Origin of the sequence: Burkholderia sp. Bp9004, assembly GCF_003858025.1 — a bacterium.
GTDB classification, from domain to species: Bacteria; Pseudomonadota; Gammaproteobacteria; order Burkholderiales; family Burkholderiaceae; genus Burkholderia; species Burkholderia diffusa.
Map to the genome: position 1 here is coordinate 46,600 of NZ_QTQD01000018.1, position 23,897 is coordinate 70,496.

Below are 23,897 nucleotides of genomic sequence, written 5' to 3' on the forward strand. Positions count from 1 at the left end.
CGTCGCGCGCAGGCCGGACTCGCTTGACCAAATCATCAAATCGGCCTGATTCCAGGTTGCTTGTGCGTCGCACCATACCAAATATCTGCCGCGCCCTTCATACCGTCAAACCAGGAATGTCGGGATTTTTGCAGCGCACACATTCCCGTTGCAGCCCGTTCCTGGCACTGCCCTTGCTCAGTCATTCACACCGGCCCCTTGCGCGACACCCTCCGTGCGCAGACAACCGGTTCGAACGATCCCAATCAAGGAGACATGACCATGGCGTTACTGGAACGGTCGGCGTGGTACGACATTGCCCGCTCGACGAACTGGACCCCCCGATATGTTACGGAGTCCGACCTTTTCCCCGAGATCATGACTGGCGCGCAAGGCATTCCGATGGAAACGTGGGAAGCCTACGACGAGCCGTACAAGACTTCCTATTCCGAATACGTCCGCATTCAGCGCGAAAAGGACGCCGGCGCCTATTCCGTGAAGGCCGCGCTGGAGCGCAGCCGCATGTTCGAGGAGGCCGATCCCGGCTGGCTGTCGATCCTGAAGTCGCACTACGGCGCCATCGCGCTCGGCGAATACGCCGCCATGAGCGCGGAAGCGCGCATGGCCCGCTTCGGCCGCGCCCCCGGCATGCGCAACATGGCGACGTTCGGCATGCTGGACGAAAACCGCCACGGGCAACTGCAGCTGTATTTCCCGCACGATTACTGCCACAAGGACCGTCAGTTCGACTGGGCCCACAAGGCCTACCACACGAACGAGTGGGGTGCGATCGCCGCGCGCAGCACGTTCGACGACCTGTTCATGTCGCGCAGCGCGCTCGAGATCGCCGTGATGCTGACGTTCGCGTTCGAAACCGGCTTCACCAACATGCAGTTCCTGGGCCTCGCCGCGGACGCCGCCGAAGCCGGCGATTTCACGTTCGCGAGCCTGATCTCGAGCATCCAGACCGACGAATCGCGCCATGCGCAGATCGGCGGCCCCGCGCTGCAGATCCTGATCGCGAACGGCCGCAAGGAAGAGGCGCAGAAGCTCGTCGACGTCGCCATCGCCCGCGCATGGCGTCTCTTCTGCCTGCTGACCGGCACCTCGATGGACTACGCGACGCCGCTGCATCACCGCAAGCAATCGTTCAAGGAGTTCATGCGCGAGTGGATCGTCGGCCAGTTCGAACGCACGCTGATCGATCTCGGCCTCGACCTGCCGTGGTACTGGGATCAGATGATCAACGAGTTCGACTACCAGCATCACGCGTACCAGATGGGCATCTGGTTCTGGCGGCCGACCATCTGGTGGAACCCCGCCGCCGGCATGACGCCGGATTGCCGCGACTGGCTCGAAGAGAAGTATCCCGGCTGGAACGACACGTTCGGCAAGGCCTGGGACGTCATCATCGACAACCTGGTCGCGGGCCGGACGCACCTGACGATGCCGGAAACCCTGCCGGTCGTCTGCAACATGAGCCAGTTGCCGATCTGCGCGATTCCCGGCAACGGCTGGAACGTGAAGGACTACCCGCTCGACTACAACGGCCGCACCTATCACTTCAACTCCGAAATCGACCGCTGGGTCTTCCAGCAGGATCCGCTGCGCTATCGCGATCACATGACGCTCGTCGATCGCTTCCTCGCCGGGCATATCCAGCCGCCCGACCTAATGGGCGCGCTCAAGTACATGAGCCTCGCCCCCGGCGAGAGCGGCGACGACGCACATCGATACGCGTGGGTCGAGGCCTACCGCAATCGCGGCAATCAACAGAAAGCCGCGTAAGACGGCCGATCAATGGAGGACGACATGGCACTTTTTCCCGTGATTTCCAATTTCCAGTACGACTTCCTGCTGCAACTCGTGGCGGTCGATACCGACAACACCATGGACGAGGTCGCGGCCGCGGCCGCGCATCACTCGGTCGGCCGGCGCGTCGCGCCGCGGCCGGACAAGGTCGTGAGGGTGCGGCGCCAGGGCAGCGAGACGTTCTTCCCGCGCGACGCGCGGCTCGGCGAGACGGACATCCGGCCGATGGAAGCGCTCGAGTTCATTTTCTGCGACGCGTGAGGCCGACATGACATTTCACAAAGCATGCACGCTCGACGAGCTGTGGGAAGGCGACATGACCGAAGTCGAGGTCGAAGGCCACGTGATCGTGCTGGTCCGCCCCGAAGGGGGCGAGCCGCGCGCGTTCCAGGGCATCTGTCCGCACCAGGACATTCCGCTCGCGGAAGGCAAGTTCGACGGCCGCGTGCTGATGTGCCGCGCACATCAATGGACCTTCGATGCGAATACGGGCAAGGGCATCAATCCCGGCGACTGCCGGCTCGCGGAATATGCCGTGAAACTCGACGGGGACGACATCCTCGTTGCCGTGGAGGGCGTCGAACCGCTCTTCGCCCATTCCTGACCTGACGTAGGACACACCATGAGTCACGACAACACGGCGGACGCCTATCGCAACAACCGCGTCGGCCCCATCCTGCGCGCGAGCAGCATCACGGCCGGCGTCATCGAAGCCGCCCAGGAAGACAACCCGGACAAGGAGATCCGCATCGACGACAAGCTCGCCTACGTGCGCATCGACACCGACGGCGAACTGGTCCTGCGCCGCGCGACCCTGGAGGCCGCGCTCGGCCGGCCATTCAAGATGTCGGAACTGGAAATCAACCTCAGCTCGTTCGCGGGCCGCATCGAGACGACGGACGACTACGTCCGCTTCTATTACGAAAAGACGCTCTGACCGGAGACCAGCATGACGCAACCCGAAATCCTGAAGCCGCTCAAGACGTGGAGCCATCTGGCCGCGCGGCGGCGCAAGCCGAGCGAATACGAGATCGTCTCGACCAACCTCCATTACACGACCGACAACCCCGACGCGCCGTTCGAACTGGACCCCAACTTCGGGATGGCGCAGTGGTTCAAGCGATACCGCAACGCGTCGCCGCTGCAACACGCCGACTGGAACGCGTTCCGCGATCCCGACGAGCTGGTCTATCGCACCTACAACATGCTGCAGGACGGCCAGGAGACATACGTCTTCGGTCTGCTCGACCAGTTCTCGTCGCGCGGCCATGACACGATGCTCGGGCGCGACTGGGCGGAACACCTCACGCATCTGTATACCCCCGCGCGCTACCTGTTCCACGCGCTGCAGATGGGCTCCGCCTATCTGACGCAGCTCGCGCCCGCGTCGACGATCTCCAACTGCGCCGCCTACCAGACGGCCGACTCCCTGCGCTGGCTCACGCATACCGCGTATCGGACCAGGGAGCTGTCGCAGGCCTTTCCCGATCTCGGCTTCGCGAGCGACGAACGTCGCATCTGGGAACAGAGCCCCGCATGGCAGGGCTGGCGGCGGCTCGTCGAGGAAGCGCTCGTCGCATGGGACTGGGCCGAGAGCTTCGTCGCGCTGAACCTGGTCGCACGGCCCGCCATCGACGAGACCGTGCTGCGCACGCTCGGCCAGACGGCCCGCCACAACGGCGATACGCTGCTCGGCCTGCTGACCGATGCACAACTGGCCGACGCGCAACGGCATCGCCGCTGGGCAGGCGAGCTCGTGCGCATGGCGCTGGAACAGGACGGCAACCGCGCGGTGCTCGCTGCCTGGATCGACAAGTGGGCGCCGCTCGCGGATGCCGCCATCGACGCGTATTGCGATGCACTGCCCGACGCGCAGGATGCGGCAGCGCGTGCGCGCGCGGCGGTCGGCGAATTCCGGCGCGGCATCGGCCTGTGACCGCTGGATGAACCCGGGGCCGGCCCGTGCCGGCCCCCGTAACGCGGAACCTGAAGATGGAACATCAGATCACGATTGAAGGCGGCGCGACATTCGCCGTCGACGCGTCGGAAGACGCGCTGCTGCGCGGCGCATTGCGTGCCGGCGTGGGACTGCCGCACGAATGCAGCGTGGGCGGCTGTGGCGCCTGCCGCTTCGAGCTCGTGTCCGGCGCGATGGACACGCTGTGGCAGGACGCACCGGGCCTCTCCGAACGCGATCGCAAGCGCGGCAAACGGCTCGCATGCCAGTCGCGCCCGACCGGCGACTGCACGATCCGCGTGCGCTGCGACGACAGCTACCTGCCCGTCGTCACCCCGTCGCGCCGGGAGGCGGAACTGGTCGCGCGTCGCAGCGTGACGCCGGACATGAGCGAATTCACGTTCCGCGCCCCGGGCGAGGCGGCGTTCCGCGCCGGCCAGTATGCACTCCTCTATCCGCCTTCGGCACAAGGCGCACGCGCCTATTCGATGTCGAATCTGCCGAACGGCGACGGCCTCTGGCAGTTCGTCATCCGGCGCCTGCCCGGTGGCGCGGGCAGCAACGCGCTGTTCGACCGTATCGCCATCGGCGAGCGCGTGCTGCTCGACGGGCCTTACGGGCACGCCTACCTGCGCGACGACGACGCCCGCGACATCGTCTGCATCGCCGGCGGCTCGGGGCTCGCACCGATGCTGTCGATCGCACGCGGCGCGCTGGCGCAACCGGGATCTCCGCGTATCCACTTCTTCTACGGCGCGCGCTCGCAGGCGGATCTCGGCGCCGCGGCGGAACTCGATGCGCTGGCGCACGAACGACTGTCGGTTTCTGTCGTGCTTTCCGCCCCGGATGCGTCGCAGCCATGGCACGGTGCGACGGGCTTCGTCCACGACGAGGCCGAGCGCGGGCTCGCGCAACCACTCGACCGCTACCGCTTCTACTTCGCGGGCCCGCCACCCATGATCGAGGCCGTGCAGGACCTGCTGATGCTCCGGCACAAGGTCCCCTTCGCGCAGCTCCACTTCGATCGATTCGTCTGACCCCGTTGCACGTGGCCCGCCCGGGCGGGCCGCGTGCATTCCTCTGCGAATTTCCCGCGCGTAGTTTCACCAATCGCCACGACGACACGCACCCGCTAAGCTGACCCGGGCGATTCGGTCGCAATGCGTGCCGGCATGCATGTTCCCGTGCGCCACATGCATCACCAGCACAGGGGAGCACCGGCCGAACCGGCCGCAAGCGAGGCAAGCATGTCAAGGAGCGAAATGCACGACGGCAAACCGGGTTCCGCGCCCCGGCATCGCGCGGGACATTCTCCGCGCGATGCCGGGCATCCGGAGATTCGCGTACCCGCCATCCACGACCTCGCAAAGCGTCTGCGATTCGCGCCCCAGCAAGGCAGGATCTGGCTCGACGACCAGCGCATGATGCTGATGCACATCAGTTCGTTCGGCGCGCTGCGCCAGGAGCTGATCGAGAGCCTCGGCAAGGAAACCGCACGCGGCCTCATCACCCGCATCGGCTACCAGGCCGGCACGCACGATGCCGCCATGGCGCGCAAGGTGCGAGCCGGCTTCAACACCTACGACGACTTCCTGGCCGGCCCGCAGCTCGTCTCGCTCGAAGGGATCGTCCACTGCGAACCGATCGCGCTCGACATCGATGTCGAGCGCGGCCACTATTTCGGCGACTTCTATCTGATCGACTCGTCGGAGGCGGAGGCGCACATCGCGAGTTACGGAATCGGCAACGACGCCGTCTGCTGGATGCTGATCGGCTATGCGTGCGGCTATACCAGCTCGTTCATGGGCCGGCCGATCCTGTGGCGGGAAATCGAATGCCGCGGGATGGGGCATGCAAAATGCCGCGTCGTCGGCAAGCCGGTCGAGGAATGGGACGATCCGCAGGACGATCTGCGCTTCCTGCAGATCGGCGATTTCGTCAAATGGTCGCTCGAGCCGCAGACCATGCCGCCGGCCACCAGCCGGATCGCCGAGCGGATCGCGCGCGCGCCCGAAAACAGTTTCGGCGTCGTCGGCATCTCGGCCGGCTTCAACACCGTGTGCCACATGGTCAACAAGGTGGCACCCACGGAGGCCACCGTGCTGTTTCTCGGTGAAAGCGGGGTCGGCAAGGAGGTGTTCGCGAACAACCTGCATCGGCTCAGCAAGCGGGCCGAGAAGCCGTTCGTGGCCGTCAACTGCGCGTCGATTCCGGAACACCTGATGGAATCCGAATTGTTCGGCGTCGAACGCGGCGGCTATACCGGCGCGACCTCGTCGCGGCCCGGCCGGTTCGAGCGGGCCGATGGCGGCACGCTCTTTCTCGATGAAATCGGCACGCTCAGCTTCACCGCGCAGGGCAAGCTGTTGCGCGCGCTTCAGCAGGGCGAGCTGGAGCGCGTCGGCGACACACGGACGCGCAAGATCGACGTGCGCGTGATCGCCGCAACGAACGTCAACCTGCGGGAAGCCGTCAAGGCCGGGCAATTCCGCGAGGATCTCTTTTTCCGCCTCAACGTGTTTCCGATCCAGGTGCCGCCGCTACGCGAACGGCGCGACGACATCCCGCTGATGATGAACTGGTTCCTTCAGCGGCTCGCCAAGAAGCACGACAAGCACATCACCGGCTTTCGCGAGCGCGCGGTCGACGCGATGTTCAACTACGACTGGCCCGGCAACGTGCGCGAACTGGAGAACATGATCGAACGCGCGGTGATTCTCGCCGAGGACGGCGGTGCGCTCGACCTCTGCCACCTGTTCACGACCGGCGAGGAAATCGACGTGTCGTCGTTCATTCTGAAACGCAGTGGCAACATCGCCTTGATGGACGAGCCGGTCGAGACGGCCCTGGCCCCGGCCTCGACCGGCCCCGGCGCGCGCCCCGGGCTCGCCGAAACCGAGGTGGCGATGCTGCGCGCCGCGATCGCCGAGGCGAACGGCAACCTCTCGCTGGCAGCGCGTGTGCTCGGCATCAGCCGGCCGACACTGGCCTACCGGTTGCGCAAGTACGGCATCGCCGCCGAATGACCCGACAAGCGCCGGGCGACGCGGCATCGATGCGCGTCGCCCGGCGTCCGGTCAGAAGCGCTTCTGATATCCGACGACCGCGTTGATTTGCGAGTGCGTTGCGACGATGGGCACCGCGGTGTTCGGCTGGCTGCCGTTCGACAACGTCTTTTGCAGGCCGACCGATAGTGCGAAGCTGACGAGATCGTCCTTGTCGAACGCGTAGGACGCGCCCGCGCTCAGGTGCGTCGTCGGAATCGCCGGAACGACGGCCAGCAACGTGTCGTTCGGTACGGCCTCCTGCGCGTACTGGAACCCCGCACGCAGCGTCAGCTTCGCGTTGTAGCGATATTCCGCGCCGACCGCGAAGACGTTGATGTCGCGATAATTCTGCGGGATCGACAGGTTCAGGTTCGCGCCGGTTCCGGCCTGCGTGAAGCTCATGTTCAGGTCCTTCATCACGCTCGACCAGAACACGCGCTGGTAGTCGGCCGAGACCGACCACTGGTCGTTGAAGCGGTGGCTGATACCTATCGTGAACTGGGCCGGCATCTGGAAATCCTTCACGACGATGTCGCCGCTCAGCGGAATATTGCCCGCGACCGAACTGACGGCAGTCAGATTCGCATGTCCGGCGCGCAGATCGCCCACGGCGGTCTTGAAGCTGTATGCCATGCCGACCCGTGTGTCGGGCGTCAGCAGATACGTGAGGCCCAGCTTGCCGCCGACACCCCAGGCGTCGGCTCCGCCGCCGACGATGCCGCTGTGCGAAAACCCGACGTAGCCGCCCGACAGGCCGGGCACGCTCAGCAGCGCCGGCACCAGCGACCCGGACACGCGGCGCTGCGCGGCCAGCGTGCCGATCTGGGACACGTCGAGCAGCGATCCCAGGTTGAGCGAGGTCCAGACGACGTCCAGCGACGCCCCGACCGTCAACCGGTCGTTCACGTTGTACGCCGCGGACAGCGGGACGCGCAGCACCAGCAGCCGCGAAAACTGGTCGAGCCCGGTATCGACGTTGTTGGTCGCCGTCCGCGACAGGAAACTGCTGGCGCCGAATTGCGTACCGAGCCCGCCTTCGGCGAACGCGCCGATGCCGAACGCATAGTTCGCGCGGCGATAGACGACGGCCAGCTGCGGCGCGAAATACGGCCCGTTGTTGTTGCCGTGATTGCCCGACGTGGCGCCCTCGCCGGTCGACGCGTTCTTCACGTGAATGTTGGTCGTGACCACGTCGAGCCCGAGGTCCACATAGCGCCCCTCGGTCATCAGGCCGAGCGTGGCCGGGTTCAGCATCATCGCCGCCCCGCCGACGTCGTAGGCCACGCCCGTCCCGCCCATCGCGCGCGAGACCGGACCATAGCCTTCGAGATTGAACACGTCGGTCGCACGCGCATGCGTGCCCCATGCCGCGGCGCATGCCACGACCGCCAATCGAACATACATGCCTTTCACGGACGTCTCCTTACCCATTTATAATTAAATAGTGCTAATCGTTTAGAAAGCTGCTATCCATCGCTTGAAATTGCGCCCGGCTCGCGATCAGCGGGATCTCGCCGGCCTCCGTCCGGCAATCCGCACGATCACGACATGCGATTCCTCGTGCCCCACCCAACCTGCCGCGCACAGTCGCACGGCATACCGTCTTCGGCGCGGGTCGATCAGTCCGTCGACTCGCTGAAATGATCGATCACCAGCCGGTTGAACCGCGCCGCATGCTCGATCTGCGTCCAGTGTCCGCAGTTGCCGAACACGTGCAGTTGCGCGTTCGGCAGCAGTTCCAGCAGCCTCATCGAGCTGTCGAGCGGAATCACGCGATCCTCGCGGCCATGGACGATCAGTGTGTCGTGCGGCACCGCGCGCAGTTTCACCTCGTCGCTCGCGAGCGCATCGACCCAGCGCTGGCGTGGGGCCGGAAACATGTTCGCGAACGCTTCCTGGTAGCCGGGCCGCACGCTCGCGTCGTAGCGCAGCTTCGCGAGCTCGTCGTTCACGAGCGTGCGATCGAACGCGAAGATGTCCAGCAGGCCGCGCATGTTCGCGATCGACGGCGTGTAGCCCCACACCGCGTCGAGCCCTTCGGTCAGCGTGAAGCGCGTGCCGGCCGCGCCCATCAGCACGAGCCGGCCGACACGCTCCGGCGCGCGGATCGCCAGCGCGAGCGCCAGCGCGCCGCCGAACGAATTGCCGATCACGTGCGCGCGCTCGACGCCGAGCGCATCGAGCAGGCCGAGTGCGTGGTCGACCCAGTGGTCCATTGAATACACGTAATCGCGCGGCCGCTCGGTTTCGCCGAATCCGGCCATGTCCGGTGCGATCACGCGAAACTGCTCGGCGAGCGCGGGCATCGTGAGCCGCCAGTTCGCGTAGGCCGTGACACCCGGCCCCGAACCGTGGATCAGCAGCACGGGCGGCCCGTCGCCGACGTCGTGATAGTTGGTGTCGAGGCCGCCCGCGACGATCCGGCGGCCCAGTTCGGGATTGGTTGACATGACGTCCTCCAGTCGATTTCGATGGTGCGCGGCGCGTCAGCGCCCGCGCTTCTTCGCGCTCTGCCCGCCGATCCCGAAGTGCGCCTTCGGCATCTCGGTGATGATCACGCGCACCGATTCGAGCGGTGCGTCGAGCGAGCGATGGATGGCTTCCGTGACTTCGGCGATCAGGCGTTCCTTCTTGTCGTCGTCGCGGCCTTCCAGGATGTACAGATGTGCTACCGGCACGATGGCCTCCCTTTGCGTTCGGAACGTTCAGATGAATCGCAGGCCGACCGACCCGATGTCCTGCACGCGCAGCGTCACGTTGTCGCCGGCCGCGACGGCCACCGCCTCCGTGATGCCGCCCGACAGGATCAGGCTGCCCGCCGGAATCGATTCGCCGCGCGCGCCCAGGTGATTCGCGAGCATCGCGATCGCGGCGGCCGGATGCCCGAGCACGGCCGCACCGGCACCGAACGCGACCGGCAGCCCGTTCTTCTCGAGCACGATGCCGAGCGTGCGCAGGTCGACGCCATCCACAGCCAGCGGCCGGCCGCCCGCGACGAAGCGCGCGGCCGACGTGTTGTCCGCCACCACGCTCTTCAGGTCGAACTTGAAGTCGCGGTAGCGGCTGTCGATCACCTCGATCCCGGCGACGACGAAGTCCGTCGCGGCGAGTACCGCGCCGACATGGCAGCCCGGCCCCTTCAGTTCGGCCTTCGTCACGAATGCGATCTCCGGCTCCACCTTCGGATGAATCAGCGCGGACGTATCGCACTCGCCGCCGTCGGGCAGGTCATGGACGTCGGTCAGGAAGCCGAACACGGGCGTGTCCACCCCCATCTGCCGCATCTTCGCGTGCGACGTCAGGCCGGCCTTGTAGCCGACGATCCGCGCGCCGCGCGCAAGCTGCCGGCGGCGGATCGCATCCTGCACCGCATACGCGTCGTCCCAGTCCATCTCCGGATGACGGTCGGTGATCTTCGGCGTGTCGCGCGCCTCGCGCATGCAGTCGTCGAGATGCGCGGCCAGCGACTCGATCGTGTCGGTCGTCAGATTCATGCGGCCTCCCGCTTCGGTTGCGCCGCGCGCGCCTTCGCGAGCGTCAGCGCGGTGTCCTCGATCATGTCCTCCTGCCCGCCGACCATGCCGCGCCGGCCGAGCTCGACGAGGATGTCGCGCGCCGGAATCCCGTACTTCTCGCCCGCGCGCTTCGCGAACAGCAGGAACGAGCCGTACACGCCCGCATAGCCGAGCGTCAGCGCGTCGCGGTCGATGCGGATCGGGAAGTCCATCATCGGCACGACGAGATCCTCGGCGACGTCCTGGATCTTCCACACGTCGATGCCGGTCTCGATGCCCATCCGCTCGCAGACGGCGACGAACACTTCCAGCGGCGTGTTGCCCGCGCCGGCGCCGAGCCCCGCCGCCGCGCCGTCGATCCGGTTCGCACCGGCCTCGATCGCGGCGATCGAGTTCGCGACGCCCATCGCGAGGTTGTGGTGGCCGTGGAAACCCAGTTCCGTTTCAGGCATCAGCGCGTCGCGCACGGCTGCCAGGCGGGCCTTCACGTCGTCGGGCAGCATGTAGCCGGCCGAATCGGTGATGTAGATGCAGTTCGCGCCGTACGACTCCATCAGCTTCGCCTGCTTCACCAGCCCGTCGGGGCTGTTCATGTGGCTCATCATCAGGAAGCCGACGGTATCCATGTCGAGCTTGCGCGCCATCGCGATGTGCTGCTCGGAGACGTCCGCCTCGGTGCAGTGCGTCGCGACGCGAATCGTATGCACGCCGAGCGCGTGCGCCTCCTTCAGGTGATCGACGGTGCCGATGCCCGGCAGCAGCAGCGCCGACACCTTCGCGCGCTTGAGCAGCGGGATCACCGCGCCGAGGTATTCCGCGTCGGTATGCGCGGGAAAGCCGTAGTTGACCGACGAGCCGCCGAGGCCGTCGCCGTGCGTGACTTCGATCAGCGGCACGCCGGCCGCGTCGAGCCCGCTCGCGATCGAGCGCATCTGGTCGAGCGTCATCTGGTGACGCTTCGGGTGCATGCCGTCACGCAGCGTCATGTCGTGGACGGTGATTCGTTTGCCTTTGAGATTCATTGCCGTTCCTTTCTTGTCCGGTCGTGGAAGTCGCGTCTGCCGGCGTCAGGCCGCCTGGGCGGCCGATGCCAGCGTGAGGCGGCCGGCCAGCAGTTCCTCGGCGAACATCTCGGCGGTGCGCGCGGCGGCGGCCGTCATGATGTCGAGGTTGCCCGCGTATTTCGGCAGGTAGTCGCCGAGACCTTCGACCTCGAGATAGACCGACACGCGGTTGCCGTCGAACACCGGCCCGTTGACGAGCCGGTAGCCGGGCACGTAGCGCTGCACATCCGCGATCATCGCGTGCACCGATTCGACGATGCGCGCTTCGTCGGGCGCGGTTTCGGTCAGGCAGTGCACGGTGTCGCGCATGATGAGCGGCGGGTCGGCCGGGTTGATCACGATGATCGCCTTGCCCTCGTTCGCGCCGCCGACCTGCGCGACGGCCGCGGCCGTGGTGCGCGTGAATTCGTCGATGTTCTTGCGCGTGCCGGGGCCGACCGAGCGCGACGACACGGTCGCGACGATCTCGCCGTACGCGACCGGCTGCACGCGGGAGATCGCGCGCACCATCGGAATCGTCGCCTGGCCGCCGCACGTGACCATGTTCACGTTCATCTCGCCGGAGCCGATGTGATCCTTCAGGTTGACGGGCGGCACGCAGTACGGGCCGATCGCGGCCGGCGTCAGGTCGATCATCAGCACGCCGAGCGCGTTCAGCTTGCGGCTGTTTTCCGCGTGGACGTATGCGCTCGTCGCGTCGAACGCGATCTGCACGCCGTCGGCCTGCACATGCGGCAGCAGGCCGTCGACGCCGTCCGAGGTGGTCTTGAGGCCGAGTTCGCGCGCGCGCTTCAGGCCATCGGAATCGGGATCGATGCCGACCATCCACACGGGTTCGAGCACGGGGCTGCGCATCAGTTTGGCGAGCAGGTCGGTGCCGATGTTGCCGGGACCGATCAGCGCGCAACGGATCTTTCGGGTCATGGGGAATTCCTCGTTTGCGTGGAAAGGGGAACGGGCGGCGCTCACGCGAACCGCACCGAACACGCGCCGATTCCGCCGATCGACACGCGGAAGTTGTCGCCGCGCCCGACCGGCGCCATCGCTGCGAGCGCGCCGGACAGAATCACTTCGCCGGCCTTCAGCGGGATGCCGAGGCGGCCGAGCGTGTTGGCGAGCCATGCGACGGCATTGACCGGCGAGCCGAGCGCGGCCGCGCCGGCGCCGGTGCCGATCACGTCGCCGTTCTTCTCGAGCACCATGCCGCAGGTCGACAGATCGACGCTGCGCGTGCTCACCGCCCGGTCGCCGAGCACGAACACGCCGCACGACGCGTTGTCGGCCACCGTGTCGCCGATGCGGATCTTCCAGTCGCGGATGCGCGAGTCGACGATCTCGAAGCACGGCATCACGCACTCGGTCGCGGCGAGCACCATCGCGTTCGTCACGCCCGGGCCGAGCAGGTCGCGCTTCAGCACGAACGCGATCTCGCCTTCGGCCTTCGGCTGGATCAGCGTGTCGAGCGCGATGCATTCGCCCTCGCCGTACACCATGCCCGACAGCAGGTAGCCGAAGTCGGGCTGGTAGACGCCGAGCATGTCCATCACCGCCTTCGACGTGACGCCGATCTTCTTGCCGATGACGGTCTCGCCGGCATCCAGGCGGCGCTGCACGAAGCGCTGCTGGATCCGGTACGCGTCGTCGACCGACAGGTCCTCGTGCTGCGACGTCAGCGGCGCGATGGGCTCGCGCGACGTCATCGCGTCGTACAGCCGGTCGCCCAGCGTGGTAATCAACGTGGAGTCCATAAGAGTTTTCCGGTCGTTAACAGAGGGTCAGAGCTTGATGCAGACGTTGCGGAGCTCCGTGTAGAACTCGAGCGAATGCACGCCGCCCTCGCGGCCGATGCCCGATTGCTTCGCGCCGCCGAACGCGGTACGCAGGTCACGCAGGAACCATGAATTGACCCACGCGATGCCGACGTCGATCGACGCCGCGACGCGGTGCGCGCGCGACAGGTTGGTCGTCCAGATCGCGGTCGACAGCCCATACGCATTCGCGTTCGCGCGGCCGATCACCTCGGCTTCGGAATCGAACGGCATCACGAGCGTGCACGGCCCGAAGATCTCGTCGCGCGCGATCGGCGAATCGTCGCCGAGGCCGGTCCAGATCGTCGGCTGCACCCACGCGCCGCCGCGCAGGTCCTCCGGCATGTCGGGCACGCCGCCACCCGTCACGACCGTCGCGCCGAGTTCGGCCGCCTTGCGGTAATACGACAGCACCTTGTCGCGATGCTCCTGGCTGATCAGCGGGCCGAGGCCGGTCGACTCCGCTTCCGGGCGGCCGGGCCGCAGCCGTTCGGCACCGGCCTTCAGCGCGGCGACGAAACGCTCGAACAGCGGACGCTCGACATACACACGCTCGGTGCCGAGGCAAACCTGCCCCGCGTTCGCGAAGCACGAGCGCAGCGTGCCCTCGACGGCCGCATCGAAATCGCAATCGGCGAACACGATCGCCGCGTTCTTGCCGCCCATCTCGAGGCTGACGGGCCGCGCGCCGTCGGCCGCGGCTTTCATGATCGCCGCGCCGGTGCGCGTCTCGCCGGTGAACGTGATCGCGTTCACACCCGGATGGGTCGTCAGGAATTCGCCGGCCGAGCCGGGCCCGAAGCCGTGCACGACGTTGTAGACGCCGCGCGGCACGCCGGCCGCGTTCATCACCTCGCCGAGCAGCGCGGCCGTCTGCGGCGTCTCCTCCGACGGCTTCACGACCACCGTGTTGCCGCACGCGAGCGCGGGCCCGACCTTCCACGTCATCAGCAGCAGCGGCAGATTCCACGGGCAGATCACGCCGACCACACCGACCGGCCGGCGGATCGCGTAGTTGAGCGCGCCCGCGCCGTCCGGCGTCGCCATCTCGAAGGTTTCGCCGGGCACGTTCTTCACCACGTCGGCGAACACCTTGAAGTTCGCGGCGCCGCGCGGGATGTCGATATGGCTGGCGAGGCTCACCGGCTTGCCGGTGTCGGCCACTTCGGCTTCGAGGAAATCGTCGAAGCGGCGCGTGATGCCGTCGGCCACCGCATACAGGAGCTCGACGCGCTGCGCGACGGTCAGGCCGCCCCACGGGCCGGCCAGCGCCGCGCGTGCGGCCTGTACCGCCGCGTCGACATCCGCGCGGCTCGCTTCGGCGACGCGCGCGATCACCGCGTTGTCGAGCGGCGAGCGCTTGTCGAACCAGCGTTCGCCCGCGCGATAGTCGCCATCGATGAAGTTGCGGACGAGCCGCGGTTCCGGCTGCCCGCCGGCGGGGCCGCGTGTCGCGGCGATGGGTTCGGTGTCGTACATGATGTGTGTGCCGATAGTCGTCAATCCGTGGGTTCGTGGAGCGCGTTTGCGTGCCGTGCGTCATGGCCCGCCGAAGCCGGCCGCATCGAGCCCCGCGTTCGCGCATTGCTCGTCCTGCGCCTCGCTACCGCCCGATACGCCGATGCCGCCGATCAACGCGCCGTCTTCGACGATCGGCAACCCGCCGCCGAATGCGACGAAGCGCGGCCGCAGCACGAGGCCCTGCCGCACCGCGTCCGAGTGCGACGCCAATGCGGCGTGCCACGCGCCGGTGGGCAGACCGAAGCTCGCGGCCGTGTACGCCTTGTCGATCGCCATATCGATCGAATGCAACGGTGCGCCGGGCATGCGGACGAATGCCGCGAGCAGTCCGGCCGCATCGACGACCGCGACGTTGACGCGCACGCCGAGCCGTTCGGCGGCCTCGGCCGCCGCCTGCGCCGCGCGCGCCGCGGCGGGCCAGTCGATCACGCGCGTGTCGATGCTGCGGTTCGTGTCGTTTCGATCCATGACGCTGGGCTCCTTGCGGCTCAGGTGTAGACGGTCGTGAATGCTTCGTTCAGCTCGCCGGAGTGGAAGAAGATCCCGCGCCCGAGCTCCTCCTCGGTCCACGTCGTGACCGGGCGATCGGGTTGCGCGAGATAACCCAGCCCCGCGAACGTCTCGTTGCGGTTGCCGCTCGGATCGAAGAAATAGATGGTGGTGCCGCGCGTGATGCCATGCCGCGTCGGCGCGACGTCGATCTTCACGTTGTTCTTCGCCATGACGTCGGCCGACTTCAGCACGTCGGCCCAGTCGTCGAGGAAGAACGCGATGTGATGCAGGCCGTTGCTCGGGCCGCCGACGAACGCGATGTCGTGCGGCGTCGTGCTGCGGAACATCCACGTCGCGGCCCGGATCGTGTTGCCGGGGCCGACCATCACCTGTTCCGCCAGATGGAAGTCGAGACACTCGGCCATGAAGCGCGTGTTCTCCTCGACACGGTTCACGCCGGTTTCGGGGTTCAGTTCGCACATCAGCAGGCAGTGGTCGAGCCAGTGCACGGCCGAGCCCGGTACATCGTCGGGCCACGGATCGGGGTTCAGCGAGCCGACCGCGGTGCCCACCAGCTCCTTCTTCGCGAACAGCCGCAGTTCATGCCCGCTCGGCAGCAGGAACCGCAATTGACGGCCGACCGCCGGCAGCGCGCCTTCGGGCAGCATCTCGGTCGCGATCCCGTATGCCTCGATACGCTGCTGGAACGCGTCCAGGTCGGCGTCGTGCTCGACCTTGTACGCGGCGTGCTTGAGCCCCGCCTGGTCGGACGGCGACAGGATCAGCGAATACTTGTCCCATTCGTCCCAGCATTTCAGATAGACGTTGCCCGCCGCGTCGCGCATCGTCTCCTGCATGCCGAGCACGCGCACGTAATGACGCAGCGCCGCTTCCATGTCCATCACCTTCAGACTGACATGACCAATACGCATCACACCCATGATGTGTCTCCTCCTGGTTTCCTGGTTACTTGTCGATCGTCGGCGCGCCGGCACGGGCCGCGCCGCAGAAGAACGGCTTTTTCAACCGGCCGGCCACCTCCAGTTCCACGTCGCCGTCCGGCACCACACGGCACGCGAGCGCGTAGCCGTCGTTCTCCTCGTCCGCGCTGACGTGTGCGCGGCTGACCGGCCCGAGCTTGCGCACCGCGCCGCGCAGCACGCGCACCTTGCACACGCCGCACCCGCCGTTCAGGCAGCCGACCGGAATGCCGCGCCGGCCGAGCTTCGCCATGCCGGCCAGCAACGACTCGCCCGACACGCACGCATAGCGCTCGTCGGTCTGCGCGATCCTGACCGTCCCGCATACGCGACCCGCATCCATGTCACACCCGCCGGAACAGCGGGCTGCGCGTCTGTTGCGCGTCGGCCGCCGAGATGAACTTCTCGTGATAGATGTCGCGCTCGAACAGGCGCCCCTGCATCAGCGTCGTGATGCACGCGTCGATCATCGCGGGCGGGCCGCACAGGTATGCCTGGTGCCCCGAGAAGTCGCCGTCGAAATGCGCCTTCGCGACGTCGTGCACGAACCCTTGCGCGACTTCGCCGCCGGCATCCGGCGCGCCTTCGGACAGCGCCGGCACGTACGTGAAGTTCGGGTGGCGTTCCGCGAGCGCGCGGAATTCGTCGTGGTAGTACAGCTCCTTCGCGTTGCGCTGGCCGTACACCAGCGTGATCGGCGCGGTGACGCCGCTGGCGAGCAGGTCCGCGATCATCGAGCGCGGGCTCGACAGCCCCGATCCACCAGCCATGAAGATCATCGGCCGCGCGGCCGAGCGACGCACGAAAAAGCGCCCGTACGGGCCCGACAGCCGCATGCGGTCGCCGGTGGCCAGCTGCTCGTGCAGGTAGCCGGTGCCGAGCCCGCCCGGCACCTGCCGCACGTTCAGCTCGATCTCGCCGGTGGCCGCGACGTCGGCCGGCGCGTTCGCGATCGAGAACGCGCGGCTCTGCCCGAGACCGGGAATCTCCAGCTGCACGTACTGGCCCGCCTGGAAATGCATCGGCTGCGACAGCTTCAGTCGGATCGACTTGATGGTCGGCGTGAGCTGCTCGATGCGCGTCACTTCAGCCGCGAAGTCCTTGACCGGAATGATTTCCGCGTCCGGTTCCTCGTCGACGTCGGCCTCGATCACGGTGTCGGCCTGCAGCGTCGCGCAGCACGCGAGCGCCTTGCCTTCCTCGCGCTCGAAATCCATCAGCGCGAACGGGTTCGCGTCGCCGAGATCGGTCTCGCCGTCGAGCACCGCGACCTTGCAGGTGCCGCACAGGCCGTGACAGCACGCATGCGGAATGTAGATGCCCTGGCGCAGCGCGGCATCGAGCATCGTCTGTCCTTCCTCGACCTCGATCGTGACGCCCAGCGGCTCGATGGTAAGTTGGTGGCTCATGATGGTTCGCTCGTCAGCGTGGCGGTCAGAAGCTCGCGCCGCCGAGGCCGTCGAGGCCCGGCGTGCGGAAGCTGATCAGGTCCTTGTGCCCGAGGCCGTTGTCGGCCAGGCTCTTCGCTGCGTCGGGCGCCCACGGCTCACCGGAGCGAAACCACTCGACGCGGCCCCAGTCGATCTTCGCGAAGTCGGGGTGATAGCCGTAGATGGGCGGCAGCACGTCGCGCGCGAGCGCGCCGAACGGCATATCGGGCGGCAGCGGCAGGCAGAACGGCGCCGGGAACATCAGGTGGTCTTCCCAGCACACGTAGAGCAGCGGCGCCGGAAACTTCTCGACCGCGTCCTTCACCGGGAAGTCGTAGGGTTTGAGCGCGATGACGGTCATGCTTGTCTCCTGTCGGCCGGCGTTTGCGCATTCGCGCGTACGCCGGTCTCGTTCAAGGTTGTGTATCGATCAGTTGCTCGTGGCCTGGCCGCGCCAGGCCGCGAAGTTCTTCTGGTCTTCCGAGCCGTCGAAATCGAGGTTGTCGCGGCCCATCTGCACTTCGTAGTAATCGAGCACCGCGGCGAGCGGATCGAAGCCTTCCGCGCTCGGGTCCGCATCGGGCGGGAAGCAGTTGCCCTGATAGATCTGGTGCACGGGCAACCATGCCTGCACGTACTTCTGCGGCTCGTGGTCGAAGATTTCCTTGCAGTGATCGCTGCAGAAATGGAACTTGTTGCCGAGGTAGTTCGACTCGCGCGCGCCGATCTTCGTCGGGTTGCCGGGCTCGGTGAACAGCATCGGGATCTGGCAGGTCTGGCACAGCATCGGCAGCGTCTTCATGTAGAAGCGGTTGCCGGCCTTCGCCTGCTCTCCCCAGTAGTCGAAGCGCGGGCGGTAATAGCGGTCGAACGAGTCGGGATACTTCGCGGACAGCCACGCCATCTCGTCCTCGGTCGGCACCCACGTGTGGAACGCCGACGCCGCGTTGAAGCCGTAGAATGTCGACCATGCCTGGTGGCTGATGTGGTCCTTGCCTTCGCAGGCGTCCTGCCAGCCCTTCGGCTCGCGAATGCCGTAGCGCGCGAGATCCTTGAACAGCGCGCCGCCGTTCTGCTCCGCGTACATCTCCCACGACTCGCGCCAGCTCATCACGCGCTTCGGCTGCATGTAGTCCATCATCATCGCGACCAGCGTGAGCAGCCGGTAGCCGCGCCAGAACCACTTGTCGATCCAGCGCTGCACGATCGGCACGTTGTCCGGGTCCTGCTCGAGCAGGAACTTGATGCACTCGATGCCGAGCGTCATGTGACGCGATTCGTCCGACTGCGCGGAAAAGCCGAACGTGACGGTCGACATGTCGCCGTTGTACGCGGCGCCCGACATGAACGGCACGAACAGCAGGTTCGTCAGCACGTATTCGAACGAGAAGCTGACCGCCGTCAGGAACTCGAACGGCCCTGACGAATACGCGTCCTCGAAGAACGACTTCGGCACCGACAGGTACCAGACGCGGTCGAACCAGTGGTTCGAATGATGGAAGCCGTTGAAGAACTTGTTGTACGTCGACATCGCGTGCGTTTCGGTCTGGTAGTGCCGCAGCTCGTCGATCGACTGCATCTGGCACGCGATGCGCGCGCCCTCGCCGGTGAAGTGCCGGCCGACGTGCGCGAAACCGCGATGCGCGAGATATTCAAGCGGCGTCACGCCCTGGATGAACAGCTTCAGCGCGTTGATGTAGCGCGCGTCGGTCACGCCGAGGAACGCGTTGTTCTGCGTGAACGCATCGAGCACCGCGTACAGCTTCTTCTCCTTCTCGCCCTGGTATTTCCAGTACGCATCCATCGTCAGGCGGAACGGGTCGACCCACTTGTCCCAGTCGTGGATCTTGATGCCTTCGTAACGGTCGTACGGGAAGACCTTGTCCATCGGCTGGTAAGTCGTCTCCCAGCCGAGGCCGCGCGTCATCGCCGCGTAGCGGTCCTTCAGGCCGAGCTTTTTCTTGAGCGTTGGCGTGTCCATTCGTGTCTCCGGTGTTGTCGGTGCGTGTTGCGCAGCGTTCAGTGCGACCAGCTCAGCGTGAACTGGTCGTCGTCTTCGTCGATGTGGCCGGACAGCGTGATCAGGTTCACCTGCAGCTGCTGCAGGTCGAAGCGCGTGCCGGTCAGTTCCTCGATCGTTTCGCGGCGGATCGTCAGCCGGTCCGGCGCGTCGATCTTGACCATCCCGGGCGACTCGACCACCACCGCGTGCGGGTTGTCGGCGACGATCGCGTCGACGATCGGTCTGGAGTCCTCATTTGTCTGAAAGGCGATGAATACGTTCGACATGCTGGCTTTCCTTGGATTGAGGGGATATGCGCGGCGTCAGAGCGCGAGGCCGAGTTTTGCGACGCGTGCATGGAACTGCTCGCGCACTTCGTCGAGCGCTGCCCGGCCGGCATCCTGCAACGCGCGCGCCGCGACCGGTGCGAGCGCCGCGTCGGCCCGTGCGGACCAGTCTCGGGTCCAGCGGGCGAGCAGCGCGCGGTTGTCGTCGGATTCGGCGGCCATGGTCTTCACCACCGCGTCGATCCAGCGATTCGATTCGGCGTGCCATTCCGGCATGAACGCGGTGAGCATCGCGACCGCCGAGCCGCCCGCGAGCGCGATCCGTTCGTCGATGAAGCGGTCGTAGACGAGCGGATACAGCAGGCCGTCGAGCGCGAGGTTCTGCGCAACGAAAAGCTCGACCGGGTCGGCCACGACCAGCGTGTCCTCCACATAGCGGCGCAGCGGTTGCCATGCGGCGTCGTTCGTCCAGCTGGCCTTGGCCGCATCGAGCACGTCGGGCTCGGCCATCGCGAGCGCGAGGCGCGTCAGGTACTGCGCGACGCCGAGGTTGTCCATCGCATGGAACATCGCGGGCGCGGTGAACGCGGTACCGTAGCCGAGCGCGCAGATCTGCGCGTTGTTCATGTTCGCACCCCACGCGGCATGGCGCAGCGGCACCAGCACGTCGAGCGCCTGCGCGGCCACGTCGTCGCGCATCAGGCCAATCATCCGGCGCGATTCGACGAACTCGAAGTTCGACTCCATCGCATCCTGCTGGCGCGCGCGCGTCGTCGCCCACGACGCGTAGTAGAACTGGCGCGGATCCTTCAAGGCGTACCAGTTCGCCATCCGGATCGCCGAACGCGACGGATCGAAGATCTCGTGGTCCGGGTCCCAGGTCGGCCGGTAATGGAAGTTCGCCTGGGGCTGCGCGCCCATCATGCCTTCCTGGTAGCGCGTCGCCGTCTTGTCGCCGCCGATGTTCTGCGCGACATGCGCGAAGGTGTGCCGGAGCGGCTTGATGTCGACTGTCTTCAGCTCGATGGTCACTTCTTGCTCCTCAAGGTCATGGGTTCGCTTCGACGTCGAGCCGCGTCACCTGCTGTTCGCGGCAGAACGCGTCGAAGGCGGCAGGAGACAACGTCAGCTCGACGAACAGATCCGGCGCGCCGCCGAGCGAAAACTCGAATTCGACGAAGCCGCGCACGTTCGTGCCGGTCACGCGCGCGCACTTGCGGCCAGGGTCGAGCGGGGAAAGATCGGTCGGGTGCTGATTCATGATCGGTGTCGCCTCCATGCCGCACTTCAATGCAGCATCCGTGCCACGTGCGGGCACGCGCTCAAAAAATCTCGATAATTGAGGGAAAGCCCTGACGCGAAGTTCAAATTCGCGATCCACAATGGCGGTTAACCAGAACGGAAATCGCTCGCTTGCGACCGCGCCCGAACCCATATCTGGTGGCGCCTTTCATCATTTGAGCAACCCGGTAGAACGCATTTGACGAAATGATCAAATCGATCCGCCCGCCGCGGCGCCGCTGGCGAAAACCTTGAAAATCACGAGAAATCTCGACGGAGGAGACACGATGCGGCCCAGCCTGCCCCCATTGCCGCCGGACACCGACCTGCGCAAGCTGATCCATTTTTCGGCGAGCGACGGTCGCATCTGGCTGGCCGGTCAGCGGATGGTGCTGCTGCATGCCGGCGCGCTGGCAACGCTGCGCCAGGAACTGATGGAAAGCGTCGGACCGGCACAGACGCGACGCTTCTTCACGCGGGTCGGCTTCGCCGCCGGAGAACGGGACGCCGCGCTCGCCCGCGAAATTCGCAGCGGCGCGTCGTTGTTCGACATGTTCCATGTCGGCCCGCAACTGCACATGCTCGAAGGCGCCGTTCAGGTCACGCCGTTGCGGTTCGAGGCCGATCCCGCGACGGGCGCGTTCTATTGCGAATACCGCTGGGAACATTCATGGGAAGCCGACGTGCACCGCCGCACGTTCGGGCCGCAGCCCGAACCCGTCTGCTGGATGCTGATCGGCTATGCGACCGGCTACACCAGCGCGTTCATCGGCCGGACGATCCTGTTCAAGGAAACGACCTGCGTCGGCATGCACGACCCGCACTGCACGATCGTCGGCAAGCCAGCCGAGGAATGGCCGGATGCCGACGAGATCTCGTCGTGGTTCAAGGCCGACTCGCTGATCAACACGATCCGCGACCTGCAGACCGAAGTCGAATCGCTGCGCCTCGAGATCGCGCCGGACGACAGCCGGACTCGGCTCGTCGGGCGTTCCGACGCATTTCGTGCAGCCTATGCGCTGCTCGAAACGGCCGCGCCGACCAAGGTCGCCGTGCTGCTCACCGGCGAAACGGGCGTCGGCAAGGAACGCTTCGCGCGTGCGCTGCACGGCCTCAGCCCGCGCGCGCAGAAGCCGTTCGTCGCGATCAACTGCGCGGCCATTCCGCATGCGCTGATCGAGTCCGAACTGTTCGGTGCGGAGAAAGGCGCGTTCACGGGCTCGCAAGCCGCGCGCGCCGGCCGCTTCGAGCGCGCGGACGGCGGCACGCTGTTTCTCGACGAGATCGGCGAGCTGCCGCTCGACGTGCAGGCAAAGCTGCTGCGCGTGCTTCAGGAGGGCGAGGTCGAGCGGCTCGGCGCGACCGAGGGCCGGAAGGTGGACGTCCGCGTCGTCGCGGCGACCAACCGCGATCTCGAGCAGGCCGTGCGCGACGGCACCTTTCGCGCCGATCTCTATTACCGGATCAACGTCTACCCCGTGCTGATTCCGCCGCTGCGCGACCGGCAGGACGACATCGCGCCGCTCGCCGACGCAATGCTCGAACGCTTCGCGGCCGTGCACGGCAAGCCGACGCCGACGCTGACCGACTACGCCTACGACACGCTGCGCGGCTACCGCTGGCCCGGCAACGTGCGCGAGCTCGAGAACCTGATCGAGCGCGCGGTGATCCTGTCGCGCCCGAACCGTCCGGTCGACGCGAAGGACCTGTTCCCCGGCGTCGGCGCGCCCGGTGGCGCGACGGTCGATCGGGCCGGGCAGATCCGGCCGGCGGCCGCGATGTCGATCGACTGCGGCGCCATCCTCGACCAGTTGCAGGGCGGCGGCGGACTCGACGGCCTCGAGCGGGCGCTGCTGCACGAGGCCGTCGACCGCGCGAACGGCAACCTGTCGGCCGCCGCGCGCCTGCTCGGCCTGACGCGCGCGCAACTCAGCTATCGGCTCAACCGCAAACAGGATCAGGAGGACGCGTGACATGAACACCATCCTGCCCGCCCATCCGTTCGACGACCCGCCGCCGGCGCACGAGCCGGCCGACGCCGACGCCGCCGAGCCGCATGCCCGCACGCTCAGCGAGCATGCGTATCACCAGCTCCGGCAACACATCATCGAGGGACATCACCCGCCCGGCACGAAGCTGCGCGTCGAGCATCTGAAGGACGTGTACGGCGTCGGCGCGGGCACGCTGCGCGAGGCGCTCACGCGGCTCGTCAGCGATGCGCTGGTCGTCGCCGAAGGGCAGCGCGGGTTTCGCGTGACGCCGATGTCGGTCGACGATCTCGAAGCCATCACGCGGCTGCGCATTCATATCGAGGTCGATGCGCTGCGCGACTCCGTGCGGCGCGGCGACGACGCATGGGCGCAACGCGTGCGGCAGAGTTTCGACATGCTGTCGGCCTGGGAGCAGCCGGTGTCCATCGAAAACCGCGCCGCATGGGAAGCGTGCAACCGGCGCTTTCACGAAGCGCTGATTTCGGCGGCCGCGACGCCCTGGACGTACCTGATCCTGCGCATGCTGTCGCAGCAAAGCGAACGCTATCGGCGCGTGTGCATCGGGCTCGGCGATTCGAAGCGCGACGTGCATGCGGAGCACACATGCCTGTTCGAGGCCGCGATGCGCCGCGCCGATGCGCGCGCGGCACTCGCGCTCGAGGATCATATCGGCACGACGCTCGCCGTGGTACGCAATGCGCCGCCCGGCACCTTGCCGTTCTAGCCACCGT

Annotated in this window: 26 protein-coding genes; 9 read left to right on the forward strand and 17 right to left on the reverse strand. The window is 66.7% G+C overall.

What is annotated here, in order from left to right:
* Positions 1-261: 261 nt before the first annotated feature.
* The 7 genes from DIE08_RS20105 (at position 262) to DIE08_RS20135 (ending at position 6,774) form a co-directional block, all read left to right on the forward strand.
* Positions 262-1,767 carry a toluene monooxygenase gene (locus DIE08_RS20105; protein ID WP_124903217.1) on the forward strand — a complete coding sequence of 502 codons (1,506 nt, stop codon included), beginning with the start codon at positions 262-264 and terminating at the stop codon, positions 1,765-1,767.
* A 24-nt stretch (positions 1,768-1,791) separates the two neighbouring features.
* Entirely contained in the window at positions 1,792-2,052 is a 261-nt protein-coding gene (locus DIE08_RS20110; RefSeq protein ID WP_059605196.1) for a toluene-4-monooxygenase system B family protein, read from the forward strand.
* Between the two features lie 7 nt (positions 2,053-2,059).
* A complete protein-coding gene (locus tag DIE08_RS20115) occupies positions 2,060-2,395 on the forward strand; it encodes a Rieske 2Fe-2S domain-containing protein (protein ID WP_059604970.1) in 336 nt (111 codons plus the stop codon).
* An 18-nt stretch (positions 2,396-2,413) separates the two neighbouring features.
* Complete coding sequence (locus DIE08_RS20120) at positions 2,414-2,728, forward strand: MmoB/DmpM family protein (protein WP_059604967.1); 315 nt, start codon at positions 2,414-2,416, stop codon at positions 2,726-2,728.
* 12 nt (positions 2,729-2,740) lie between these two features.
* Entirely contained in the window at positions 2,741-3,727 is a 987-nt protein-coding gene (locus DIE08_RS20125) for an aromatic/alkene monooxygenase hydroxylase subunit beta (protein ID WP_124903219.1), read from the forward strand.
* Between the two features lie 56 nt (positions 3,728-3,783).
* On the forward strand, positions 3,784-4,785 hold the full coding sequence (locus tag DIE08_RS20130; RefSeq protein WP_124903221.1) for a 2Fe-2S iron-sulfur cluster-binding protein: 1,002 nt from the start codon (positions 3,784-3,786) through the stop codon (positions 4,783-4,785).
* Between the two features lie 210 nt (positions 4,786-4,995).
* A complete protein-coding gene (locus tag DIE08_RS20135) occupies positions 4,996-6,774 on the forward strand; it encodes a sigma-54-dependent Fis family transcriptional regulator (RefSeq protein WP_226115330.1) in 1,779 nt (592 codons plus the stop codon).
* Positions 6,775-6,825: 51 nt separating this feature from the next.
* On the opposite strand, the gene DIE08_RS20140 is transcribed toward DIE08_RS20135, so the two are convergent.
* The 17 genes from DIE08_RS20140 to DIE08_RS36265 form a co-directional block, all read right to left on the reverse strand.
* On the reverse strand, positions 6,826-8,208 hold the full coding sequence (locus tag DIE08_RS20140; RefSeq protein WP_124903223.1) for an OmpP1/FadL family transporter: 1,383 nt from the start codon (positions 8,206-8,208) through the stop codon (positions 6,826-6,828).
* A gap of 206 nt (positions 8,209-8,414) precedes the next feature.
* A complete protein-coding gene (locus tag DIE08_RS20145; RefSeq protein ID WP_124903225.1) occupies positions 8,415-9,245 on the reverse strand; it encodes an alpha/beta fold hydrolase in 831 nt (276 codons plus the stop codon).
* A gap of 36 nt (positions 9,246-9,281) precedes the next feature.
* On the reverse strand, positions 9,282-9,476 hold the full coding sequence (locus DIE08_RS20150; protein WP_257129466.1) for a 2-hydroxymuconate tautomerase: 195 nt from the start codon (positions 9,474-9,476) through the stop codon (positions 9,282-9,284).
* Between the two features lie 24 nt (positions 9,477-9,500).
* A complete protein-coding gene (gene dmpH / locus DIE08_RS20155) occupies positions 9,501-10,289 on the reverse strand; it encodes a 2-oxo-3-hexenedioate decarboxylase (protein WP_059604954.1) in 789 nt (262 codons plus the stop codon).
* Positions 10,286-11,332 carry a 4-hydroxy-2-oxovalerate aldolase gene (dmpG, locus tag DIE08_RS20160; protein WP_059604951.1) on the reverse strand — a complete coding sequence of 349 codons (1,047 nt, stop codon included), beginning with the start codon at positions 11,330-11,332 and terminating at the stop codon, positions 10,286-10,288. The genes dmpH and dmpG overlap by 4 nt, the downstream gene beginning before the upstream one ends.
* Positions 11,333-11,377: 45 nt before the next feature.
* A complete protein-coding gene (locus tag DIE08_RS20165) occupies positions 11,378-12,298 on the reverse strand; it encodes an acetaldehyde dehydrogenase (acetylating) (RefSeq protein ID WP_124903227.1) in 921 nt (306 codons plus the stop codon).
* Positions 12,299-12,339: 41 nt separating this feature from the next.
* Positions 12,340-13,122, reverse strand: a complete 783-nt coding sequence (gene dmpE, locus DIE08_RS20170; protein ID WP_059604944.1) for a 2-oxopent-4-enoate hydratase — start codon at positions 13,120-13,122, stop codon at positions 12,340-12,342.
* A 27-nt stretch (positions 13,123-13,149) separates the two neighbouring features.
* Positions 13,150-14,661, reverse strand: a complete 1,512-nt coding sequence (locus tag DIE08_RS20175) for a 2-hydroxymuconic semialdehyde dehydrogenase (protein ID WP_124627816.1) — start codon at positions 14,659-14,661, stop codon at positions 13,150-13,152.
* Positions 14,662-14,721: 60 nt separating this feature from the next.
* Positions 14,722-15,171, reverse strand: a complete 450-nt coding sequence (locus DIE08_RS20180) for a heme-binding protein (protein ID WP_124903229.1) — start codon at positions 15,169-15,171, stop codon at positions 14,722-14,724.
* 20 nt (positions 15,172-15,191) lie between these two features.
* Positions 15,192-16,136 carry a catechol 2,3-dioxygenase gene (locus DIE08_RS20185; RefSeq protein WP_124903231.1) on the reverse strand — a complete coding sequence of 315 codons (945 nt, stop codon included), beginning with the start codon at positions 16,134-16,136 and terminating at the stop codon, positions 15,192-15,194.
* A 25-nt stretch (positions 16,137-16,161) separates the two neighbouring features.
* Positions 16,162-16,518 carry a 2Fe-2S iron-sulfur cluster-binding protein gene (locus DIE08_RS20190; protein ID WP_124903233.1) on the reverse strand — a complete coding sequence of 119 codons (357 nt, stop codon included), beginning with the start codon at positions 16,516-16,518 and terminating at the stop codon, positions 16,162-16,164.
* A 1-nt stretch (position 16,519) separates the two neighbouring features.
* A complete protein-coding gene (locus DIE08_RS20195) occupies positions 16,520-17,584 on the reverse strand; it encodes an NADH:ubiquinone reductase (Na(+)-transporting) subunit F (RefSeq protein ID WP_124903235.1) in 1,065 nt (354 codons plus the stop codon).
* A gap of 25 nt (positions 17,585-17,609) precedes the next feature.
* Entirely contained in the window at positions 17,610-17,966 is a 357-nt protein-coding gene (locus tag DIE08_RS20200; RefSeq protein WP_124903237.1) for a phenol hydroxylase subunit P4, read from the reverse strand.
* Between the two features lie 69 nt (positions 17,967-18,035).
* On the reverse strand, positions 18,036-19,586 hold the full coding sequence (locus DIE08_RS20205) for an aromatic/alkene/methane monooxygenase hydroxylase/oxygenase subunit alpha (protein ID WP_124627729.1): 1,551 nt from the start codon (positions 19,584-19,586) through the stop codon (positions 18,036-18,038).
* 38 nt (positions 19,587-19,624) lie between these two features.
* Positions 19,625-19,894 carry an MmoB/DmpM family protein gene (locus DIE08_RS20210; protein ID WP_059604920.1) on the reverse strand — a complete coding sequence of 90 codons (270 nt, stop codon included), beginning with the start codon at positions 19,892-19,894 and terminating at the stop codon, positions 19,625-19,627.
* 36 nt (positions 19,895-19,930) lie between these two features.
* Positions 19,931-20,926 (reverse strand): phenol hydroxylase, encoded by a 996-nt coding sequence (locus DIE08_RS20215; protein WP_124903239.1) that lies wholly within the window; start codon positions 20,924-20,926, stop codon positions 19,931-19,933.
* A 16-nt stretch (positions 20,927-20,942) separates the two neighbouring features.
* Positions 20,943-21,329 carry a phenol hydroxylase subunit gene (locus DIE08_RS36265; protein ID WP_260436545.1) on the reverse strand — a complete coding sequence of 129 codons (387 nt, stop codon included), beginning with the start codon at positions 21,327-21,329 and terminating at the stop codon, positions 20,943-20,945.
* A gap of 133 nt (positions 21,330-21,462) precedes the next feature.
* Here DIE08_RS36265 and DIE08_RS20225 point away from each other — a divergent pair, with 133 nt between their 5' ends.
* Both DIE08_RS20225 and DIE08_RS20230 read left to right on the forward strand, forming a co-directional pair.
* Positions 21,463-23,148, forward strand: a complete 1,686-nt coding sequence (locus DIE08_RS20225; protein ID WP_124903241.1) for a sigma-54-dependent Fis family transcriptional regulator — start codon at positions 21,463-21,465, stop codon at positions 23,146-23,148.
* Position 23,149: 1 nt separating this feature from the next.
* A complete protein-coding gene (locus DIE08_RS20230; protein ID WP_059604908.1) occupies positions 23,150-23,890 on the forward strand; it encodes a GntR family transcriptional regulator in 741 nt (246 codons plus the stop codon).
* Positions 23,891-23,897: the final 7 nt, after the last annotated feature.

Bases quoted from the DNA above. Each gene is read 5' to 3' on its own strand.
- DIE08_RS20180 (WP_124903229.1), bottom strand. From the start codon at position 15,171: ATGGATCGAAACGACACGAACCGCAGCATCGACACGCGCGTGATCGAC.
- DIE08_RS20120 (WP_059604967.1), top strand. From the start codon at position 2,414: ATGAGTCACGACAACACGGCGGACGCCTATCGCAACAACCGCGTCGGC.
- DIE08_RS36265 (WP_260436545.1), bottom strand. From the start codon at position 21,329: ATGGGTTCGGGCGCGGTCGCAAGCGAGCGATTTCCGTTCTGGTTAACC.
- DIE08_RS20110 (WP_059605196.1), top strand. From the start codon at position 1,792: ATGGCACTTTTTCCCGTGATTTCCAATTTCCAGTACGACTTCCTGCTG.
- DIE08_RS20210 (WP_059604920.1), bottom strand. From the start codon at position 19,894: ATGTCGAACGTATTCATCGCCTTTCAGACAAATGAGGACTCCAGACCG.
- DIE08_RS20205 (WP_124627729.1), bottom strand. From the start codon at position 19,586: ATGGACACGCCAACGCTCAAGAAAAAGCTCGGCCTGAAGGACCGCTAC.
- DIE08_RS20230 (WP_059604908.1), top strand. From the start codon at position 23,150: ATGAACACCATCCTGCCCGCCCATCCGTTCGACGACCCGCCGCCGGCG.
- DIE08_RS20200 (WP_124903237.1), bottom strand. From the start codon at position 17,966: ATGACCGTCATCGCGCTCAAACCCTACGACTTCCCGGTGAAGGACGCG.
- DIE08_RS20130 (WP_124903221.1), top strand. From the start codon at position 3,784: ATGGAACATCAGATCACGATTGAAGGCGGCGCGACATTCGCCGTCGAC.
- DIE08_RS20225 (WP_124903241.1), top strand. From the start codon at position 21,463: ATGCGGCCCAGCCTGCCCCCATTGCCGCCGGACACCGACCTGCGCAAG.
- DIE08_RS20105 (WP_124903217.1), top strand. From the start codon at position 262: ATGGCGTTACTGGAACGGTCGGCGTGGTACGACATTGCCCGCTCGACG.
- dmpE (WP_059604944.1), bottom strand. From the start codon at position 13,122: ATGGACTCCACGTTGATTACCACGCTGGGCGACCGGCTGTACGACGCG.
- DIE08_RS20185 (WP_124903231.1), bottom strand. From the start codon at position 16,136: ATGGGTGTGATGCGTATTGGTCATGTCAGTCTGAAGGTGATGGACATG.
- DIE08_RS20115 (WP_059604970.1), top strand. From the start codon at position 2,060: ATGACATTTCACAAAGCATGCACGCTCGACGAGCTGTGGGAAGGCGAC.
- dmpH (WP_059604954.1), bottom strand. From the start codon at position 10,289: ATGAATCTGACGACCGACACGATCGAGTCGCTGGCCGCGCATCTCGAC.
- DIE08_RS20145 (WP_124903225.1), bottom strand. From the start codon at position 9,245: ATGTCAACCAATCCCGAACTGGGCCGCCGGATCGTCGCGGGCGGCCTC.
- dmpG (WP_059604951.1), bottom strand. From the start codon at position 11,332: ATGAATCTCAAAGGCAAACGAATCACCGTCCACGACATGACGCTGCGT.
- DIE08_RS20175 (WP_124627816.1), bottom strand. From the start codon at position 14,661: ATGTACGACACCGAACCCATCGCCGCGACACGCGGCCCCGCCGGCGGG.
- DIE08_RS20125 (WP_124903219.1), top strand. From the start codon at position 2,741: ATGACGCAACCCGAAATCCTGAAGCCGCTCAAGACGTGGAGCCATCTG.
- DIE08_RS20135 (WP_226115330.1), top strand. From the start codon at position 4,996: ATGTCAAGGAGCGAAATGCACGACGGCAAACCGGGTTCCGCGCCCCGG.
- DIE08_RS20165 (WP_124903227.1), bottom strand. From the start codon at position 12,298: ATGACCCGAAAGATCCGTTGCGCGCTGATCGGTCCCGGCAACATCGGC.
- DIE08_RS20190 (WP_124903233.1), bottom strand. From the start codon at position 16,518: ATGGATGCGGGTCGCGTATGCGGGACGGTCAGGATCGCGCAGACCGAC.
- DIE08_RS20195 (WP_124903235.1), bottom strand. From the start codon at position 17,584: ATGAGCCACCAACTTACCATCGAGCCGCTGGGCGTCACGATCGAGGTC.